This window comes from Streptococcus caprae (genome assembly GCF_042649745.1).
Classification (GTDB): Bacteria; Bacillota; Bacilli; order Lactobacillales; family Streptococcaceae; genus Streptococcus; species Streptococcus caprae.
The window spans coordinates 1-14,856 of sequence record NZ_JBHRZV010000005.1; the positions used below are offsets into that span (position 1 = coordinate 1).

Below are 14,856 nucleotides of genomic sequence, written 5' to 3' on the forward strand. Positions count from 1 at the left end.
TATCGCTTTTCATTATAGGTCATATGGGACTTTTTTTCTACATTCAAAAAGGCTCCATAATCTCTGCAGGGGAGCTACCCACTACAGAAATTATAGAGCCGGAAAAGAATGAATCAGTTTGGTCCCGCGACTCACAAGTTGATTGCACATGCCCTTATTCAACATGAGGGAAACTATCTATTAATCAAGCGTTCTACCATTAAACGCGGAAAACCAAATGTCTATCCTGAATTTTTTGATATTCCAGGAGGTGGTGTTGAACGGTTTGAAACACCACGTGAAGCAGCGGTACGAGAAAGTCTAGAAGAAACAGGACTACCTGTTTTATTGGACAGACTTTTGCATGAAGATAGCCAACTTGATAAGGCTAAGGGAATTGTATTCACTCGCCTCGTCTATGAAGCAAAAATAGTAGGAGAGCTGACTGGGATAACACTTGATCCTGAAGAGCATACGGAGTTTCGTTGGATAAGTCATCTTAGTGATATTTCTGACGAAAAAATAGTCCTTTACCTACATGATCTTATTCCTGAGAAAGGACATTTAATATGATTACCACACGTTTTGCGACGCCTGCGGACGCCCAGGCCATTTGTGAGATTTGCTCGTCGGCTTGGCGAGTGACCTATGAGAATTTGAACAGCCCAGACTATATTGAGAAAGTCATTGCTGATTTTTATAACCTGGACCGAGTGACCAAGGAATGTTCGACCAGTGACGAAAACTGGCATGGTTATATGGTGGCAGAGCTGGATGGTCAGGTTCTGGGAGCCATTGGTGGCGGCGTTTCTGAGAATAACACATTAGGACATATCTACGTTCTCTATGTCCACCCTGACCATAAGGGCAAGGGCATGGGACGGGCCTTGGTTGATTTTTTGACCGACCACCAGAAAACCACGTATGGTATTTCTCGCCAACAGGTGACGGTTGCTCAAGGCAACATAATGGGTATTCCCTTTTATGAAGCCATGGGCTTTACCTGCCAAGGAGAGATTCCCAGCTGGTATAATCCAGGTGGCAAGGAAAATTTCACCTTTGAACGTGAATTATTGTAAAACTAGAACATTGACCTTTATTCCATAGCTTCGCTTTAGTTGTTTTTAAGATACTTTTGCTAAACTATTAGTATTATTTAAAATTGTTACTAAACTATATTCAAATATAATCTCGATGATACTTACTCTTAGGGATAAAAATGCTATAATGGTAAAAGACAATTTGAAGTTTAAAAGGAGCGAGTGATGATTAAAATTCTTTTGATTGAAGATGACTTGAGTTTATCCAATTCAGTCTTTGATTTTTTAGATGATTTTGCGGATGTCATGCAGGTTTTTGATGGAGAAGAAGGTCTCTACGAAGCGGAATCTGGTGTTTATGATTTGATTTTGCTTGACCTCATGTTACCTGAGAAAAATGGTTTCCAAGTCCTTAAGGAATTACGTGAGAAGGGTGTGACAACACCAGTTCTCATTATGACGGCTAAGGAAGGTTTGGATGATAAGGGACATGGATTTGATCTTGGAGCTGATGATTATTTGACTAAGCCCTTTTATCTAGAAGAATTGAAAATGCGCATTCAGGCTCTTCTTAAGCGAGCAGGTAAGTTTAACGAGAACAAACTTTCTTTTGGGAATGTTTCTGCTAACTTGTCAACAATTACAACTATGTTTGGAGACCAGGAAGTGGAATTATTAGGTAAAGAGTTTGATTTATTGGTTTATTTCTTGCAAAACCAAAACGTTATTTTGCCTAAGACTCAAATATTTGACCGTATTTGGGGCTTTGATAGCGATACGACGGTATCTGTAGTTGAAGTTTACGTGTCTAAGATTCGTAAAAAACTAAAAGGGTCAGATTTTGCCAATAATCTTCAGACCTTGCGTAGTGTAGGCTATATTTTGAAAAATGTGGAATAAGATTCAAAAAAAGAGAAGGAGTGAGGGAAATTTTTCATATTTCCTTCACTTCTTCACAGTATTTTCTATCATCTTTTTAGCGATGACCATAATAGTTCTCAATATTATGAATAGCGGAGCTTATTCAACGGTTGATCAAAGCTTGAAAGTTGCATCAGATAATGCAAATCACTATGTCATGCTTGGACTATCTCATGAGCAGTTTTTTTCTGAAGTTTCCATTACAGAGAAGCAAATTCAGTCAACGGAAGACAAAAAGGAAACTACTGAGAAGTCTATTGCTGTAAAAGTTAAGCCACCGTCTGATTTTTCAGCAAACATGGATGTGGTTGTTTATGATAAGGATGGCAATGTTCTCGGGACAACTGATAGCTTCTCTGGTATTGAAGATATTTCTTTATCCACTAAAAATCTAAATGACGTATATGCAATTGATGATTTTGAGACCTTAAGTGGTCGAGCAGAAAGTTATCGGGCTGTAACAGTTCCTGTTTCTCACACTGACTATCCGGATGCTGCCTATATTACTATATTTGTAAATACAACTCAAATTCAGGATGCCAACCGTCGTTCGGAAAGAATCACAATCACTACAATGATACTTTTTTGGTTGATTTCAATTGGCGCAAGTGTCTATCTTGCGAAGTGGAGTCGTAAACCAATCTTAGCCAACTATGAACGACAGAAGAGTTTTGTCGAAAATGCTAGTCATGAATTACGGACTCCTTTGGCTGTTTTACAAAATCGCTTAGAAGCCTTGTTCCGTAAACCAGATGCGACCATTCTTGATAGTAGTGAAAACATCGCTGCGAGTTTGGAAGAGGTCCGAAATATGAGAATTTTGACGACTAATTTGCTCAATTTGGCTCGTCGTGACGACGGCATGGAAGTTCAATTGCAAGAATTGACAGGTGAGTTTTTTGAAGGACTCATTGAGAATTATGAGTTAATTGCTGAAGATTCTAGTAAGGAATTTTATGGTCAAAATCTTGTGAAGTCAGTGTTTAAATCAGATCCAGTTCTTTTAAAGCAAGCCATTACAATCCTATTTGATAATGCTTGTAAGTATACTGATGATGATGGTATCATTGAATTAACAACTCGAGTTGTCGATAAAAATCTCGTCATTACAGTGGCCGATAATGGATCTGGAATTTCTGATGATGATAAGGACAAGATCTTTGATCGGTTCTACCGTGTTGACAAGGCTCGTACTCGACAAAAAGGGGGCTTTGGTCTTGGCTTATCCCTGGCCAAGCAAATTGTCGAAACCCTAAAAGGAAAATTAATTGTCCGTGATAATTTTGAACGCGGGACTATTTTTGAAATCAAACTTCCTCTATAATCTTTATCGTTGATAGTTTGTAAATTCGCTAAAGAAAAATAGGGTTTGAACAAGATAAAACGCATAACATTAGGAACATTTGGTCCAGATGTTATGCGCTTTTTATATGGATGAGAGTGAATTTCATGTCACAACTATGGAATTTAAGTCCATCAAGCCAATGTTTTTAGGAATTGGTCAATGTCACTTTGAGTTTTTAAGATAATAAATTTTTCTGGATATTGCTGTTGGATGGCTTTATAACGTAATTTAGCTTGCCTAGTCCGCCCATCATATAGCACCCAACGAATAAATTCCCAATCTAATTTTTCTGGGCAGCCGGCTGCCATGTCGTCTCGAGAATGTCCCCTGTTTTGCCAATATCGCTTGCTGACTCGCCATAGACTTCGCCATCGTGAAAAATTGAGAAATATAATTTGGTCAGCTTCTGCCATTCGTCGATCATAAAAGGCAAAACTATAGTTACCATCAATTACCCAGTCCTTATGCTTATCTAGAAAAGTTCCTAGGTCATCAATCAAGGCTCCCTGAGGTCTGGATATCCAGCCTTCTGTAAATTGAAGCCGATCTAGGTGCAATTTTGGGAGGCCATAATGGTTAGCGAGTAACTTAGCTAGAGTTGATTTTCCCCCACCTGAATATCCGATAATTGCAATTTTCATAGTTACCTCTTAGAGTAGAGAAAAACCACCTTGCGGTGGCTGTTCTTATTAAGCTAGTTTAGAAGCAAGACGTGCTTTATCACGAGAAGCTTTGTTTTTGTGAATCAAACCTTTTGATTCAGCCTTGTCGATGCTTGAAGAAGCAGCGCGGAACAATTCTTCAGATGGGTTAGCTTCAAATGCTTTGATTGCTGTACGCATAGCAGATTTTTGTGCTGAGTTTTTAGCGTTTTGTTTTACGTTAAGTTCTGCACGTTTGATCGCTGATTTAATGTTTGCCAAAGTTTTCACCTCCATTTATCTTAACTATCCCATTATATAGGATTTCCTACCTTTTGACAAGCCTAAATTACTTTTTTAGGTAAATTTCATCAATTTTATGGCTTTTATCCTTGTGAATAATCAGTTCTGCTCGATTTCGAGTGGGTTCGATGTAATTTTCCAAGTTAACTAAGTTGATGGTTTTCCAAATACTACGGGCAAAATCCAAAGCTTCCTGACGAGGAAGTTTAGTGTATTGGTAGTAGTAGTTGGACTCGTCACGCTCTGCCATGTCCAAGAGACGCTTGAAACGCTCCAAGTACCAATGCTCAATGTTATCAGATTCCGCATCTATATAGATTGAAAAATCGAAGTAATCGCTCATATAGAGACGGTTGTTTTGCTGGTTTTGAAAGACATTGATTCCCTCGATAATGAGAAAATCGGGTGCTGTGATGGTTTGTTTCTGGTTAGGGACGATATTGTAAATTTCATGAGAATAAACTGGGATATCTACTGTGTGTCCGTTTTTAATATTATCTAAGAAATGAATTAAGGTCTCCATGTCATAGGATTCTGGGAAACCTTTTTTATTTAGAATACCTTTTTTAATCAACGTTTCATTGGGATAAAGAAAACCGTCTGTTGTCACCATTTCAACTGAAGCATTTTCAAAGGTTCTTGAAAGGAGGAGTTGCAGGAGGCGGCTGGTCGTAGATTTCCCAACTGCAACCGACCCAGAGATTCCAATGATGAAGGGACGAGTTTGAACGTTTTTTTTCAAGAAAATAGATTTTGAAAAACTGAGATTTTCTTGAGTTTTTTTATAGATAGTAATGAGATTGAGCAAGGGAAGGTAAATGTCAATTACGTCTTGAATACCGATGGTATCATTTAAACTTTTAATAGAGTCTAATTCTTGTTCTGTCAGCAAGGCTTGAGATTCTTGATGTAAGGTTTGCCATTCCTGACGGCTGAGGCGTTCAAAGTTAATCAATTCATGATGAGTATGCATAGGTATCCTCTTTAAATATTCTGTTGACCATTATATCATATTTTTTAAAATTAAATTGAAAACAGTTTCAAATTATGGTAAAATAATGGTCCTATAAATAACTTAGAAAGTAAAGTTATGGCAAAGATGTATTATGCAGAAAATCCAGATGCGGCCCATGATCGCCATCTGTTGACCGTTCAATTATTGGGACAAACTTTTCGCTTTGTAACCGATGCAGGGGTTTTTTCCAAAAAAATGATTGATTTTGGCAGTCAGGTCTTGCTCAATAGCCTGGATGATTTGGAGAAGGGAAAGAACCTTTTAGATGTTGGTTGCGGTTATGGTCCGCTTGGGATTAGCCTTTCAAAAGTCTATGGTGTTGAAGTGACCATGGTTGATATCAACCAAAGAGCTATTGATTTGGCTAAAGAAAATGCCCAAACGAACGATGTAACTGCAGATATTTTTCAGTCTAATATCTATGAGTCTGTTGAAGGGACATTTGATTATATTGTTTCTAATCCCCCAATTCGGGCAGGTAAGCAAGTGGTTCACACCATAATAGAAAAAAGTATTGATTATTTGAATGATGGCGGCCATCTGACTATCGTGATTCAGAAAAAACAGGGGGCACCTTCAGCCAAGGCCAAAATGGAAGAAGTCTTTGGCAATGTTGAGATTTTGAAAAAGGATAAGGGATACTATATTTTAAGGAGTATCAAAGATGCGAACAGTTGATTTAATTCAGAAAAAGCGTGATGGTCAAGAACTTACATCAGAAGAAATTCAGTGGCTCATTGAAGGCTATGCTACAGGAAGTGTGCCGGATTATCAAATGGCAGCTTTTGCCATGGCTATCTATTTCCAAGGAATGTCTACTCGTGAAACCAGTGACCTGACCATGGCCATGGTAGCTTCGGGTAAGCAATTTGATTTGTCGTCCATTGAGGGGATAAAAACAGACAAGCACTCTACTGGTGGAGTTGGGGACAAGGTCACTCTGATTTTGGCCCCGCTCGTCGCAAGTTTTGGAGTTCCCGTTGCTAAAATGAGTGGACGAGGTCTTGGTCACACTGGAGGAACCTTAGATAAACTGGAATCGATTAAGGGTTATCAGATTGAACGTAGCGAAGAAGACTTTATCAAACAGGTACAAGAGATTGGCCTTTCCGTTATTGGGCAATCAGATGACTTGGTTCGAGCGGATAAGTTGCTCTACGCTCTTCGAGACGTGACTGCGACCGTTGATATCATTCCCCTAATTGCCTCGTCTGTTATGTCTAAAAAAATTGCTGCTGGGGCTAATAGTATTCTATTAGATGTAACGGTTGGTGACGGTGCCTTTATGAAGACCTTAGAAGATGCTGAAGTTCTCTCCCGAACCATGGTTGACCTTGGAAAGGCTGTTGGTCGTGAGACAATTGCAGTTATCACGAACATGAGTCAGCCTGTCGGTCGCGCCATCGGTAACCGTCTAGAGGTTTTAGAAGCACTTGAAATCATGCAAGGCCAAGGCCGTGAGGATGTGACTCACTTTATCTGTGAATTGGCTCAGATTATGTTGCAGTTAGCTGGTCAAGAACAAGATTTGGTAACGATTAGGAAACATCTTGTAGATGGTCAGGCCCTCAAGAAGTTTGAAGAAATGGTAACCTATCAAGGTGGTGATCTGGAAGATCTTTATCGGCCTTCCAGTGCAGATTTTGTGACAGATATCCTTTCAGATGATACGGGTTACATAGCAGAGCTGCCAGCTTTAGAGTTTGGACTCTTTGCGATGAGATTAGGGGCAGGTCGTGCCGTTAAAACAGATCCATTGGACTATGAAACAGGGATTGTCTTTGACTTGAAAGTCGGAGATAAAGTGGAAAAAGGCCAGCGGATTGCTCAAATATTTTCAAATGAAAAATTGTCGACAAATTTAATTACAGAATTCAAAAAAAATGTTAAAATAGGAGAAGTGGAAGTTCATCCTAAGGAAATTTTGAAAATTATAACCTAAGTAAACGTTTTAACGACTGAATTCTAATAAAAAACAGAACATTAACTCAAAATTAGGAATGAGAAGAACTTATGGAATTGAACAAGTACATTGACCATACCTTATTGAAGCCTGAAGCGACTCAGGAACAGATTGAAACCTTGATTGACCAAGCAATTTCCTATGATTTTGCTAGTGTATGCGTGAATCCTAGTTGGGTTGACCTAGCTGCAGAGCGTCTGAAAGATTCAGATGTTAAAGTCTGTACAGTTGTTGGTTTCCCTTTGGGAGCGACGACATCTGAAACGAAAGCTTTTGAAACTCAAAATGCCATTTCAAATGGTGCTGATGAGATTGACATGGTCCTAAATATTGGCCTCCTCAAAGCAGGTGATTTAGCAGGTGTTCAAAAGGACATCGAGGCCGTCGTTGTAGCGGGTGGAGATAAACTGGTAAAAGTTATTATCGAAGCTTGTTTATTGACAGATGAGGAAAAAGTTGCGGCTTGTCGGGCTTGTCAGGCGGCAGGTGCAGACTTCGTGAAAACTTCAACAGGTTTTTCAACAGGAGGAGCAACTATTGAAGATGTCCGTCTTATACGAGAGACTGTTGGACCAGAGATGGGTGTAAAGGCCGCTGGCGGTGCGCGTTCTTATGCAGATGCTCTTGCCTTTATTGAAGCAGGTGCGACCCGTATCGGGACTTCTGCTGGCGTAGCAATCTTAGAGGGGCAAGAAGTCAATGGCGGATACTAAGTTGATCGACCTTGCTATAGAAGCTAGTCAACATGCCTATGTCCCTTATTCTCACTTCCCAGTGGGTGCAGCCCTAGTGACAAAAGACGGGCATGTATTTCAGGGATGTAATGTGGAGAATGCTTCTTTTGGTCTAACCAACTGCGCAGAGAGAACTGCAATTTTTAAGGCAGTTTCTGAAGGGTATAGGGACTTTGCGGACCTTGTGATTTATGGCGAAACCGATAAACCTATCTCACCTTGTGGGGCCTGTCGTCAGGTCATGTCAGAATTTTTTAATCAAGATCTACCGGTAACCTTGGTTGCCAAAGATAAATCGACGGTCGTGATGACGGTCAGGGAATTACTTCCATATTCCTTTACAGATTTAACCTAATCTGTGAATGGTTGTTTAACTTTTGCAACGTGTGTTGCGTGAAAATTTTTTAGGAGGGTTCAGAGATGAACAAAAAATTTGTTGGATTTGGTCTAGCAACGGTAGCAGCTCTTTCATTGGCTGCATGTGGTAACAGCTCATCTAAATCAGAATCATCTTCTTCTGATGCAGAAAGCACTGTAAAATTTGCAATGGTTACCGACACAGGTGGTGTTGATGATAAATCATTCAACCAATCAGCTTGGGAAGGTATCTCAGCTTGGGGTGAAGAAAACGGTCTAACAGCGAAAAAAGACTACGATTACTACCAATCAGATGATGAGTCTCAATATGAAACTAACCTTGAGTCAGCTGCTTCAGCAGGTTACAACTTAATCGCAGGTATCGGTTATAAATTAACTGATGGCATCACGACAGCTGCAGGACGTCACGCAGATCTCAACTATATCTTGATTGACTCTGTTGCTGAAGGAGACAACGTATTGTCTGCCCTCTTTGCTGACCACGAAGGTGCTTACCTTGCAGGTATTGCAGCAGCGAAAACAACTAAAACAAACAAAGTTGGTTTCGTTGGTGGTATGACTTCAGACACAATCACTCGATTTGAGACAGGTTTCAAAGAAGGTGTTAAATCCGTAAACCCTGACATCACAGTTGAAGTTCAATATGCTGAAAGCTATTCAGACGCTGCGAAAGGTAAAACAATCGCTGCAACTATGTATGCTTCAGGTATCGACGTTATCTACCATGCTTCAGGAGCAACTGGTACAGGTGTCTTCCAAGAAGCTTCAGACATTAATTCACAACTTGACGCAGATAGCGACAAAAAAGTTTGGGTAATTGGTGTTGACCGTGACCAAACCGAAGAAGGAAAATACACTTCTAAAGACGGTAAAGAATCTACATCTACTTTGACATCAACCATCAAAGAAGTTGGTTCTGTACTTGCTAAAATCGCAACAGACGCTCAAGAAGGTAAAGAATTCCCTGGTGGAACAGTTCAAACTTTTGGTTTAGCTGACGGTGGTGTTGACGTTGTCACAGACGGACTTTCTGAAGATATCGTAAAAGCTATCACTGAAGCTAAAGATAAAATTATCGATGGCAGCCTTAAAGTTGATTCTGGTGTAGCATCAGATTCTAAATAAGACAACCTTTCAAGCGAGCGGCCCTTGTGGTCGCTTTCTTTGAAGCTGGGACTTTTTGTCTCAGTAAAGCCTGCTACTAGTGTAGCAAGCTTTACTGACATAAAAAGAATTCTGAAAGGATAGGATATGACACAGGAAAATGTCATTGAAATGCGCAATATCACCAAAAAATTTGGTGAATTTGTTGCTAACGATCAGATCAATTTGACCGTCAAACGTGGAGAAATTCATTCCCTTCTCGGTGAGAATGGAGCTGGTAAATCTACGCTCATGAATATGTTGGCTGGCTTGTTACAACCTACCAGTGGACAAATTTTGGTCAATGGTCAAGAAGTTCATTTAGACTCTCCGTCTAAAGCTGCTAAACTTGGAATTGGAATGGTTCACCAACACTTTATGTTGGTTGAGGCCTTTACTGTTGCTGAAAATATCATCCTTGGGAACGAAGTGACCAAGGGAGTGGCACTTGATTTAAAAAAGGCATCGCAAGAAATCAAAGCTTTATCAGAACATTATGGTCTCGCTGTAGACCCTTCGGCAAAAATCTCTGATATTTCCGTTGGAGCCCAACAGCGGGTTGAAATTTTGAAGACGCTCTATCGTGGTGCTGATATTATTATCTTTGATGAGCCTACGGCTGTCTTGACCCCTTCAGAAATAGCAGAGCTTTTGGATATTATGCGTAACCTTGTTAAGGAAGGTAAGTCTATTATCCTTATCACCCATAAATTGGATGAAATCCGTGCGGTTTCTGATCGAGTAACCGTTATTCGACGTGGGAAGTCTATCGATACTGTAACGATTGAAGGGTCGACGAGTCAGGAATTGGCTGAGATGATGGTTGGACGTTCCGTCTCCTTCAAGACCGAAAAGATAGCTGCAAATCCTAAAGAAGTTGTGCTGGATATTCAAAACCTTGTGGTCAATGAAAACCGTGGTGTTGCTGCTGTTAAAAATCTTTCCTTGCAGGTGCGTGCAGGGGAGGTTGTTGGAATTGCTGGGATTGATGGAAACGGTCAGACAGAACTGATTGAAGCCATTACGGGTATGCGTAAGACTGTCTCTGGTGATGTTTTGATTAAGGGCCAATCTATTCACGGGAAAACAGTCCGTCAGATTACTGAGATGAGCCTTGGTCATATTCCGGAAGATCGCCATCGGGACGGTATGGTCCTTGAGATGACTGTTGCTGAAAACTTGGCTCTTCAAACCTATTATAAGGAACCAAATTCGAAGAATGGGATTCTCAACTATGACAATATGAATGCCAAAGCTCGTGAACTTATGGAAGAGTTTGATGTCCGTGGAGCCGGTGAATTGATTGCTGGTGGAGATCTTTCTGGTGGTAACCAGCAAAAAGCGGTTATTGCACGAGAAATTGATCGTAATCCGGACCTTCTTATCGTTAGTCAACCGACACGTGGTTTGGACGTTGGAGCAATTGAATATATCCGTAAACGTCTGATTGGTGAACGTGATAAAGGTAAGGCAGTCCTCGTTGTTAGTTTCGAATTGGATGAGATTCTCGATGTCTCTGACCGGATTGCAGTTATTCATGACGGTCAGATTCAAGGAATTTTAGATCCGGCTACAACCAACAAACAAGAGTTGGGTATTTTGATGGCCGGTGGCAGTTTAGCAAAGGAGGAAACACATGTCTCATAAAACACAAAGTTGGGCAGTGCCTCTGATTGCTGTTCTACTTGGTCTTGTTGCTGGTGCAGTCTTGATGCTGATTTTCGGTTACAACCCGATTGAAGCCTATGCAAAATTATTATCGACTGCCTTTGGTTCACCTTATAACATCGGTGAAATTGGTCGTTCCATGGCTCCATTGATGTTGATTGCTCTTGGGTTCTCTGTGGCTTCTAAGGCAGGTTTCTTCAACGTCGGTTTGCCAGGACAAGCCTTGATTGCTTGGACCACTGCTGGGTGGTTTGCCTTGGAGCATCCAGATTTACCGAAAATCATTTCTATTCCTATTACGGTTTTGATTGCCTTGTTGGCGGGTGGTTTTGCTGGTGCAGTTCCAGGTGTGCTACGTGCTTATCTTGGGACCAGCGAGGTTATCGTGACAATCATGATGAACTATATCATTTTGTATACATCTAATGCCTTGGTCAATAACTATCTTTTGGTTAAATTTGCTCAAAAAGGCTCTCAAACAGCGAAGATTTCTGAATCTGCATCCTATCAATTAGACTGGTTGTCTGAAATGTTTAGCCACGCTCGGATTAACTTAGGTCTCATCTTTGCGATTGTCGCAGCTGTCATCATTTGGTTCATGCTGAAGAAAACGACACTTGGTTATGAAATTACAGCAGTAGGTCTCAATCCAAATGCTTCTGAATATGCTGGAATGTCTTCTAAGAAAATGATTATCATTTCAATGGTTATTTCAGGTGCTCTTGCGGGACTTGGTGGTGCTGTCGATGGTCTTGGAACCTACGAATTCGTTAAGCAACAAGACTCTTCACTCAGTATTGGATTTAACGGGATGGCCGTAGCCTTGCTTGCAGCTAACTCTCCGATTGGAATCCCATTTGCAGCCTTCTTGTTTGCCGTCCTTGAAATTGGGAAATCAGGCATGCAGGCCATCGTGCCACCTGAAATTATTGATGTCGTTTCTGCTCTGATTATCTTCTTTGTCGGAATTGACTTCCTGATTCGTCAGTTCATTAAACCAAAAGTAACGAAGGGAGGAAAATAAGATGGATTTAGTGACTCTATTGGCACTCGTTGTGTCTAACACGTTGATTTATTCAGCTCCTCTCATTTTCACGAGTATTGGTGGAACTTTCTCTGAACGTTCAGGTGTCGTAAACGTTGGCCTTGAAGGAATCATGGTTATGGGTGCCTTTGCTGGTGTTGTCTTTAACATTGAGATGGCCTCTGTTTTTGGAAATGCTACACCATGGATTGCGGCGATAGTCGCAGGTCTTATTGGTTTAGTTTATTCACTTCTTCATGCGGCTGCGACGGTAAACTTCCGTGCTGACCACGTGGTTTCAGGTACTGTCTTGAACTTGATTGCGCCTAGCTTGGCAGTCTTTCTCTGTAAAGCGATCTATGATCGCGGTCAGACCGATACCATTGCTAAATCATTTGGTAAATTCACCTTCCCTCTTCTATCTGATATTCCTGTGATTGGTAAGATTTTCTTTACTTCTAGTAGTTTGCCAGCTTATGTAGCAGTAGCAGTAGCTTTCTTGTCTTGGTTTATCATTTATAAAACGAGTTTTGGCTTGCGTTTGCGCTCAGTTGGAGAACATCCTCAAGCAGCGGATAGCTTGGGTATTAATGTTTATTTGATGCGTTACCTGGGTGTGATGATTTCTGGCTTCTTGGGAGGAATTGGTGGAGCGATTTATTCACAATCCATTTCAGGCCAATTCTCTGGTGCAACGATTGCAGGTCCAGGTTTCATTGCTCTTGCAGCCATGATTTTTGGTCGCTGGAATCCGATTGGAGCTATGCTATCGAGTCTTTTCTTCGGAATGTCCCAATCGCTTGCTGTTGTGGGTAGCCAATTGCCATTCCTAAAAGGAGTGCCACCAGTCTATCTTCAGATTGCGCCATATGTCTTGACGGTTATCGTTTTAGCTGTCTTCTTTGGAAAAGCAGTAGCGCCTAAAGCTGATGGTGTTAACTACATTAAGTCTAAGTAATTGACAAACAGTCCTTTAATTGGGGCTGTTTTTTAGATCTTTGATTTCTTTACTTTAATTTAAAGAACCCTGACTGATAGAAACATTGAAGAAAAATTTCTTTTAAAAATATTTGTTGTTAAAAAAAGAAAAATCTGTGAAAAAATGAGCAAAAAAATTGAAAGCGGTTGACCACTTGTGTTATACTATAGTTGTAAATTATTATATAAAATTGAAAAGAGGAATTTACACATGAGTAAAATCGTTGTTGTTGGTGCAAACCACGCTGGTACAGCATGTATCAAAACTATGTTGACAAACTACGGTGATGCTAACGAAATCGTCGTGTTTGACCAAAACTCTAACATCTCTTTCCTTGGTTGTGGTATGGCACTTTGGATTGGTGAACAAATTGCTGGTTCAGAAGGTCTCTTCTACTCTAACAAGGAAGAGTTGGAAAGCCTTGGTGCTACAGTTTACATGGAGTCACCAGTACAACACATCGACTACGATGCTAAAACTGTAACTGCTCTTGTAAACGGTCAAGAACATGTTGAATCATTTGATAAATTGATCTTTGCGACTGGTTCACAACCAATCTTGCCACCAATCAAAGGTGCCGAGTTCAAGCCAGGTTCATTGGAATTTGAAGCAACTCTTGAAAACCTTCAATTCGTTAAATTGTACCAAAACTCTGCTGACGTTATCGAGCGTTTGAAAGACAAAGATATCCAACGCGTAGCAGTAGTTGGTGCTGGTTACATTGGGGTTGAACTTGCTGAAGCTTTCCAACGTAAAGGTAAAGATGTTGTCCTTATCGACGTTGTAGACACTTGCTTGGCTGGTTACTATGATCGTGACCTTAGCGATGCAATGGCTAAAAACCTTGAGGAACATGGTATCCAATTGGCCTTTGGTGAGACTGTTCAAGAAGTTGCTGGTAACGGTAAAGTTGAAAAAATCATCACTGACAAAAACGAATACGATGTGGACATGGTTATCCTTGCTGTTGGTTTCCGTCCAAACACTGCATTTGCAGGTGAAGGTATCGAACGCTTCCGCAACGGTGCATTCCTTGTTAACAAACATCAAGAAACATCTATCCCAGGTGTTTACGCAATCGGTGACTGTGCGACTATCTATGACAATGCCTTGAAAGACACAAGCTACATCGCTTTGGCTTCAAACGCTGTTCGTACTGGTATCGTGGCTGCTCACAACGCTTGTGGCACTGACCTTGAAGGTATCGGTGTTCAAGGTTCTAACGGTATCTCAATCTACGGCCTTAACCTAGTATCAACTGGTTTGACACTTGAAAAAGCAAACCGTCTTGGTTTCAATGCGGCTGTAACTGAATACACTGACAACCAAAAACCTGAATTCATGGAGCATGGTAACTTCCCAGTAACCATCAAGATTGTTTACGATAAAGACTCACGTCGTATCCTTGGTGCTCAAATGGCAGCTCGTGAAGACATCTCTATGGGTATCCATATGTTCTCACTTGCTATCCAAGAAGGCGTTACCATCGAAAAATTGGCATTGACAGATATCTTCTTCTTGCCACACTTCAACAAGCCATACAACTATATCACTATGGCTGCACTTGGTGCAAAAGACTAAGATTATTTTTAAAACCAGTCCTTATAATGGGCTGGTTTTTTATGGCTCTTTGTCAACTGTAGTGGGTTGACCAATTTAACACCGAGAGAGGACAGGACTTGTCTTCTCTCGTTTTATGTTTATGGCAATGAAAATACGAGTT

The 14,856-nt window shown here is 40.7% G+C and carries 16 protein-coding genes; 13 read left to right on the forward strand and 3 right to left on the reverse strand.

Annotated features, from left to right (window positions below):
* Positions 1 to 108 precede the first annotated feature (108 nt).
* The 4 genes from ACFORF_RS01285 (at position 109) to ACFORF_RS01300 (ending at position 3,264) form a co-directional block, all read left to right on the forward strand.
* The gene (locus ACFORF_RS01285) at positions 109 to 552 is read left to right on the forward strand and encodes an NUDIX hydrolase (RefSeq protein ID WP_380424590.1); all 444 of its coding nucleotides are present in this window, start codon (positions 109 to 111) and stop codon (positions 550 to 552) included.
* Complete coding sequence (locus tag ACFORF_RS01290) at positions 549 to 1,058, forward strand: GNAT family N-acetyltransferase (RefSeq protein ID WP_380424593.1); 510 nt, start codon at positions 549 to 551, stop codon at positions 1,056 to 1,058. Before ACFORF_RS01285 ends, ACFORF_RS01290 begins: the two co-directional genes overlap by 4 nt.
* 186 nt (positions 1,059 to 1,244) lie before the next feature.
* Positions 1,245 to 1,919 carry a response regulator transcription factor gene (locus tag ACFORF_RS01295; protein WP_380424596.1) on the forward strand — a complete coding sequence of 225 codons (675 nt, stop codon included), beginning with the start codon at positions 1,245 to 1,247 and terminating at the stop codon, positions 1,917 to 1,919.
* On the forward strand, positions 1,909 to 3,264 hold the full coding sequence (locus ACFORF_RS01300) for a sensor histidine kinase (protein WP_380424598.1): 1,356 nt from the start codon (positions 1,909 to 1,911) through the stop codon (positions 3,262 to 3,264). Before ACFORF_RS01295 ends, ACFORF_RS01300 begins: the two co-directional genes overlap by 11 nt.
* 152 nt (positions 3,265 to 3,416) lie before the next feature.
* Here the strand turns inward: ACFORF_RS01300 and ACFORF_RS01305 are convergent, their stop codons facing one another.
* Genes ACFORF_RS01305 through coaA form a run of 3 tightly spaced genes read right to left on the reverse strand, consistent with a single transcriptional unit; the run spans position 3,417 to position 5,202 of the window.
* Entirely contained in the window at positions 3,417 to 3,926 is a 510-nt protein-coding gene (locus ACFORF_RS01305; protein WP_380424601.1) for a DNA topology modulation protein, read from the reverse strand.
* A 48-nt stretch (positions 3,927 to 3,974) separates the two neighbouring features.
* Complete coding sequence (gene rpsT, locus ACFORF_RS01310; protein WP_380424604.1) at positions 3,975 to 4,223, reverse strand: 30S ribosomal protein S20; 249 nt, start codon at positions 4,221 to 4,223, stop codon at positions 3,975 to 3,977.
* A 52-nt stretch (positions 4,224 to 4,275) separates the two neighbouring features.
* A complete protein-coding gene (gene coaA / locus ACFORF_RS01315) occupies positions 4,276 to 5,202 on the reverse strand; it encodes a type I pantothenate kinase (protein ID WP_380424606.1) in 927 nt (308 codons plus the stop codon).
* Positions 5,203 to 5,319: 117 nt separating this feature from the next.
* On the opposite strand from coaA, the gene ACFORF_RS01320 reads away from it, so the two are divergent.
* The 9 genes from ACFORF_RS01320 to nox all read left to right on the forward strand — a co-directional run bounded on the left by ACFORF_RS01320 (position 5,320) and on the right by nox (position 14,714).
* Positions 5,320 to 5,922, forward strand: a complete 603-nt coding sequence (locus ACFORF_RS01320; protein WP_380424608.1) for a class I SAM-dependent methyltransferase — start codon at positions 5,320 to 5,322, stop codon at positions 5,920 to 5,922.
* On the forward strand, positions 5,909 to 7,186 hold the full coding sequence (locus ACFORF_RS01325) for a pyrimidine-nucleoside phosphorylase (RefSeq protein ID WP_380424610.1): 1,278 nt from the start codon (positions 5,909 to 5,911) through the stop codon (positions 7,184 to 7,186). Before ACFORF_RS01320 ends, ACFORF_RS01325 begins: the two co-directional genes overlap by 14 nt.
* A 71-nt stretch (positions 7,187 to 7,257) precedes the next feature.
* Positions 7,258 to 7,920, forward strand: coding sequence for a deoxyribose-phosphate aldolase (deoC, locus tag ACFORF_RS01330; RefSeq protein ID WP_380424612.1), 663 nt, complete (start codon positions 7,258 to 7,260; stop codon positions 7,918 to 7,920).
* Entirely contained in the window at positions 7,907 to 8,296 is a 390-nt protein-coding gene (locus ACFORF_RS01335) for a cytidine deaminase (RefSeq protein ID WP_380424615.1), read from the forward strand. Before deoC ends, ACFORF_RS01335 begins: the two co-directional genes overlap by 14 nt.
* 65 nt (positions 8,297 to 8,361) lie before the next feature.
* The gene (locus ACFORF_RS01340; RefSeq protein ID WP_380424617.1) at positions 8,362 to 9,444 is read left to right on the forward strand and encodes a BMP family lipoprotein; all 1,083 of its coding nucleotides are present in this window, start codon (positions 8,362 to 8,364) and stop codon (positions 9,442 to 9,444) included.
* Positions 9,445 to 9,570: 126 nt separating this feature from the next.
* On the forward strand, positions 9,571 to 11,109 hold the full coding sequence (locus ACFORF_RS01345) for an ABC transporter ATP-binding protein (protein ID WP_380424620.1): 1,539 nt from the start codon (positions 9,571 to 9,573) through the stop codon (positions 11,107 to 11,109).
* A complete protein-coding gene (locus tag ACFORF_RS01350; RefSeq protein ID WP_380424624.1) occupies positions 11,099 to 12,154 on the forward strand; it encodes an ABC transporter permease in 1,056 nt (351 codons plus the stop codon). The genes ACFORF_RS01345 and ACFORF_RS01350 overlap by 11 nt, the downstream gene beginning before the upstream one ends.
* A 1-nt stretch (position 12,155) precedes the next feature.
* The gene (locus ACFORF_RS01355) at positions 12,156 to 13,112 is read left to right on the forward strand and encodes an ABC transporter permease (RefSeq protein ID WP_380424627.1); all 957 of its coding nucleotides are present in this window, start codon (positions 12,156 to 12,158) and stop codon (positions 13,110 to 13,112) included.
* Positions 13,113 to 13,343: 231 nt separating this feature from the next.
* Entirely contained in the window at positions 13,344 to 14,714 is a 1,371-nt protein-coding gene (gene nox, locus ACFORF_RS01360) for a H2O-forming NADH oxidase (protein ID WP_380424630.1), read from the forward strand.
* The last annotated feature ends 142 nt before the right edge of the window (positions 14,715 to 14,856 follow it).

What these genes read in the sequence shown, in the direction of transcription:
- ACFORF_RS01285 (WP_380424590.1), top strand. Translation starts at nt 109, where the DNA reads ATGAATCAGTTTGGTCCCGCGACTCACAAGTTGATTGCACATGCCCTT.
- ACFORF_RS01290 (WP_380424593.1), top strand. Translation starts at nt 549, where the DNA reads ATGATTACCACACGTTTTGCGACGCCTGCGGACGCCCAGGCCATTTGT.
- ACFORF_RS01295 (WP_380424596.1), top strand. Translation starts at nt 1,245, where the DNA reads ATGATTAAAATTCTTTTGATTGAAGATGACTTGAGTTTATCCAATTCA.
- ACFORF_RS01300 (WP_380424598.1), top strand. Translation starts at nt 1,909, where the DNA reads ATGTGGAATAAGATTCAAAAAAAGAGAAGGAGTGAGGGAAATTTTTCA.
- ACFORF_RS01305 (WP_380424601.1), bottom strand. Translation starts at nt 3,926, where the DNA reads ATGAAAATTGCAATTATCGGATATTCAGGTGGGGGAAAATCAACTCTA.
- rpsT (WP_380424604.1), bottom strand. Translation starts at nt 4,223, where the DNA reads ATGGAGGTGAAAACTTTGGCAAACATTAAATCAGCGATCAAACGTGCA.
- coaA (WP_380424606.1), bottom strand. Translation starts at nt 5,202, where the DNA reads ATGCATACTCATCATGAATTGATTAACTTTGAACGCCTCAGCCGTCAG.
- ACFORF_RS01320 (WP_380424608.1), top strand. Translation starts at nt 5,320, where the DNA reads ATGGCAAAGATGTATTATGCAGAAAATCCAGATGCGGCCCATGATCGC.
- ACFORF_RS01325 (WP_380424610.1), top strand. Translation starts at nt 5,909, where the DNA reads ATGCGAACAGTTGATTTAATTCAGAAAAAGCGTGATGGTCAAGAACTT.
- deoC (WP_380424612.1), top strand. Translation starts at nt 7,258, where the DNA reads ATGGAATTGAACAAGTACATTGACCATACCTTATTGAAGCCTGAAGCG.
- ACFORF_RS01335 (WP_380424615.1), top strand. Translation starts at nt 7,907, where the DNA reads ATGGCGGATACTAAGTTGATCGACCTTGCTATAGAAGCTAGTCAACAT.
- ACFORF_RS01340 (WP_380424617.1), top strand. Translation starts at nt 8,362, where the DNA reads ATGAACAAAAAATTTGTTGGATTTGGTCTAGCAACGGTAGCAGCTCTT.
- ACFORF_RS01345 (WP_380424620.1), top strand. Translation starts at nt 9,571, where the DNA reads ATGACACAGGAAAATGTCATTGAAATGCGCAATATCACCAAAAAATTT.
- ACFORF_RS01350 (WP_380424624.1), top strand. Translation starts at nt 11,099, where the DNA reads ATGTCTCATAAAACACAAAGTTGGGCAGTGCCTCTGATTGCTGTTCTA.
- ACFORF_RS01355 (WP_380424627.1), top strand. Translation starts at nt 12,156, where the DNA reads ATGGATTTAGTGACTCTATTGGCACTCGTTGTGTCTAACACGTTGATT.
- nox (WP_380424630.1), top strand. Translation starts at nt 13,344, where the DNA reads ATGAGTAAAATCGTTGTTGTTGGTGCAAACCACGCTGGTACAGCATGT.